Genomic DNA, 3,189 nt, shown 5'->3' with positions numbered 1-3,189 from the left:
ATCCGGGGAGCTGGTGTTTCTGCCGGCGTCCCGGACCGGGACGGACGGGCGGCGGGTCGAGTGCCCGCTGGTCGTGCGGCTGGCACCGCGGCGGTTCCAGCTTTACCCGTGGGACCGGTTCGCCGAGCAGTGCCGCGTCGCCGAGATCCTGGCCCGTGATACCGACGTCCCGGTGCCGCCGGTGTACGGCCACGAGCTCGACCCGGCGGTGCTCGGCGCGCCGTTCGTCGTGCTCGGTCGGGTCGGCGGCGACGTGCCCGGCGACATCCCGCCTTACCACATGCAGGGCTTCATGCTCGAGATGGCGCCGGCCGCGCGGGCCCGGGTCTGGGACGCAGGCCTGGTCGCGATGGCCGGGATCCACCGGCTCGACCCGCGGCGGCTCGGGCTCGGCTTCGCGGGGCAGCCCGAGTACGGCCCGGTCGGGGCGGCCCAGCAGCTCGCCGCCTACGAGCGTCACCTGGAGTTCTTCGCCGTCGATGACGCCGCCCGGGGTGTGGTCGGCGACGCGCTGGCCTGGCTGCACGACCATCCGCCGGCCGAACGCCACCCCGTCGGACTGGTGTGGGGGGACGCCCGGCTCGGGAACATGATCTTCCAGGGGGGGCGGGTCGTGGCCGTGCTCGACTGGGAGATGGTGTCGCTCGGTCAGCCCGAGACCGACCTCGGCTGGTTTCTGCACCTCGACCGCCACCTCAGCGAGGGCGTCGGGCTGACGCGCCTGCCCGGCCTGCCGGACCGCGCGGCCACCGTCGCCCGCTACGCCGAGCTCCTCGGCCGGCCCATGGCCGACATGGACTACTACCTGCTGCTCGCCTCGCTGCGGCACACCCTGCTCGCCGCCCGGGTCACCCGGCTGATCCGCGAACACCGTCTGCTACCGCCAGAGCACGTACCGCCCATCGACCGGTTCGCCGCCGAGCTCCTCGTCCGCGTGCTGGACGAGACCCGCCGCGGCGTCGCCGCAGGCGCCGACCATTCTGGGGCCCACTGACCTCCGGGGCCCGTCGACCGAAATTTGTCAGGCCAGGCTTATCAACCTAGCCTGATGAAATGTCGTCCGATGAACCTGATACCCGCCAGATCGCCGTCGCGCTGCGGCTGAGCGTCGGCCTGCTGGTGCGCCGGCTGCGCCAGGCTCACCTCGGCGGGGAGCTGACGATGCCCGAATCGGCGGCGCTCGCCCGGCTCGACCGCGGCGGGCCGGCCACCGCCGCGGCGCTCGCGCGGCTCGAACAGATCAGCCCGCAGGCGATGGGGGCCACCCTCGGCGCGTTGGAGGCCCGCGGGCTCGTCGAGCGTCGGCGTGACCCGGCCGACGGCCGGCAGGTGATTCTCTCGCCGACCGAGCCGGGGCTCGCCGCGCTGCGCAGCCGGCGCGACGCGCGCACCGAGCTGCTCGCCGAGGCCCTGTCGGCCGGGTTCACCGGGGCCGAGCTGGACCAGCTCGCCGCGGCCGCGCCGCTGCTCGAACGCCTCGCGGAGCGGGTCTGATGCCGGCGTTCGGCGCGGGGACGTCCGTCGGGGCGGCGACGGGCACGGGCACGGGCGCGGGCGCGGAGGGCAACTACCGGTGGGTGGTGCTGGCGAACACGACCGCCGCGGTGTTCATGTCCGCGCTCGACGGGTCGATCGTCCTCATCGCGCTGCCGCCGATCTTCCGCGGGATCCACCTGGACCCGCTGGCCCCGGGCAACGTCGGCTACCTGCTCTGGATGATCATGGGTTACCGGCTCGTCCAGGCGGTGCTCGTCGTCGCCCTCGGCCGGCTCGGCGACATGTTCGGCCGGGTCCGGATCTACAACGCCGGGTTCGCGGTGTTCACGCTCGCCTCCGTCCTGCTGTCGTTCGACCCGTTCGACGCCGGCCGTGGGGCGCTGTGGCTGATCGGCTGGCGGGTGCTGCAGGCGGTGGGCGGGTCGATGCTGACCGCGAACTCCGCCGCGATCCTCACCGACGCCTTCCCCGCCGACCAGCGGGGCTTCGCGCTCGGGATCAACCAGGTCGCCTCGCTCGCCGGCCAGTTCGTCGGCCTCGTCGCCGGTGGCGTGCTCGCGGTGCTGGACTGGCGGGCGGTGTTCTGGGTGAACGTGCCCGTCGGGGTGTTCGGGACGGTGTGGGCGTACCGGCGGCTGCGCGAGACCGCCGCGCCGCGCGGCGGTCCCCGGCGCATCGACTGGTGGGGCAACATCACCTTCGCGGTCGGTCTCGCCGCCGTGCTCATCGCCGTCACCGAGGGCCTGCAGCCCTACCGCGGGCACGCGATGGGCTGGACGAATCCCACGGTCGTCGGCCTGCTCGTCGGGGGAGTGGCCCTGCTCGTCGCCTTCGTCGCCGTCGAGCGCCGTCATCCCGAGCCGATGTTCGCGCTCGGCCTGTTCCGGATCAGGGCGTTCGCCGCCGGCAACATCGCCGGGCTCGCCGTGTCCATCGCGCGCGGTGGCCTGCAGTTCATGCTGATCATCTGGTTGCAGGGGATCTGGCTGCCGCTGCACGGCTACGACTACGAGGACACGCCCCTGTGGGCCGGGATCTACCTGGTGCCGCTGACCGTCGGCATCCTGGTTGCCGGGCCGGTGGCCGGCATCCTGTCCGACCGGTTCGGCGCCCGTGGTCTCGCCAGCGCCGGGATGGTCGTGTTCGCCGGCAGCTTCGTCGGCCTGATGCTGCTGCCCGTCAACTTTTCCTACTGGGCGTTCGCCCTGCTCATCGCGTTGAACGGGATCGGCGGCGGGATGTTCGCCGCCCCCAACTCCTCGGCGATCATGGGCAGCGTGCCGGCGGAGCAGCGCGGCGCCGCCTCCGGAATGCGCGCGACGTTCCAGAACTCCGGGACGGCGCTGTCGATCGGGGTGTTCTTCTCCCTGATGATCGCCGGCCTGGCGGCCACCCTGCCGGCGGCGCTGGACAGCGGGCTACGCGGGCAGGGCGTGCCGGCGGCGGCCGCCCACGACGTCGCCGCCCTGCCGCCGGTGTCGTCGCTGTTCGCCACCGTCCTCGGCGTGAACCCGGTCGAGCATCTGCTCTCGGCCGGCGGCGGCCTGGCCGCCGTCCCGCCCGCGAACCGGGCGACGCTGACCGGCCGCGAGTTCTTCCCCGAACTGCTCGCCGGCCCGTTCCACCACGGGCTCGTCATCGTGTTCGCGATGGCCGCCGGGCTCGGTGTCCTCGCCGGCCTCGCCTCTCTGC

The 3,189-nt window shown here is 73.6% G+C and carries 3 protein-coding genes; all 3 read left to right on the top strand.

Annotation, left to right across the window (positions count from 1 at the left end; all coding sequences use genetic code 11):
- Positions 1-994, top strand: a 994-nt coding sequence (locus NBZ85_RS29430) for a phosphotransferase family protein (RefSeq protein ID WP_261563198.1), incomplete at its 5' end; no start/stop codon positions are given.
- Between the two features lie 59 nt (positions 995-1,053).
- Positions 1,054-1,494 (top strand): MarR family winged helix-turn-helix transcriptional regulator, encoded by a 441-nt coding sequence (locus NBZ85_RS29425; protein WP_261560673.1) that lies wholly within the window; start codon positions 1,054-1,056, stop codon positions 1,492-1,494.
- Positions 1,494-3,189: MFS transporter (locus NBZ85_RS29420; protein ID WP_261563196.1), on the top strand; the 1,696-nt coding region annotated here is incomplete at its 3' end. The genes NBZ85_RS29425 and NBZ85_RS29420, both read left to right, overlap by 1 nt.

The organism is Frankia tisae, assembly GCF_025403405.1.
GTDB lineage: Bacteria > Actinomycetota > Actinomycetes > Frankiales > Frankiaceae > Frankia > Frankia tisai.
Note: the sequence above shows the minus strand (reverse complement) of the source record. Positions and strands in the feature narration are given on the sequence as shown.

Coding starts and splice junctions, on each gene's coding strand:
- NBZ85_RS29425 (WP_261560673.1), top strand. CDS start 1,054: ATGTCGTCCGATGAACCTGATACCCGCCAGATCGCCGTCGCGCTGCGG.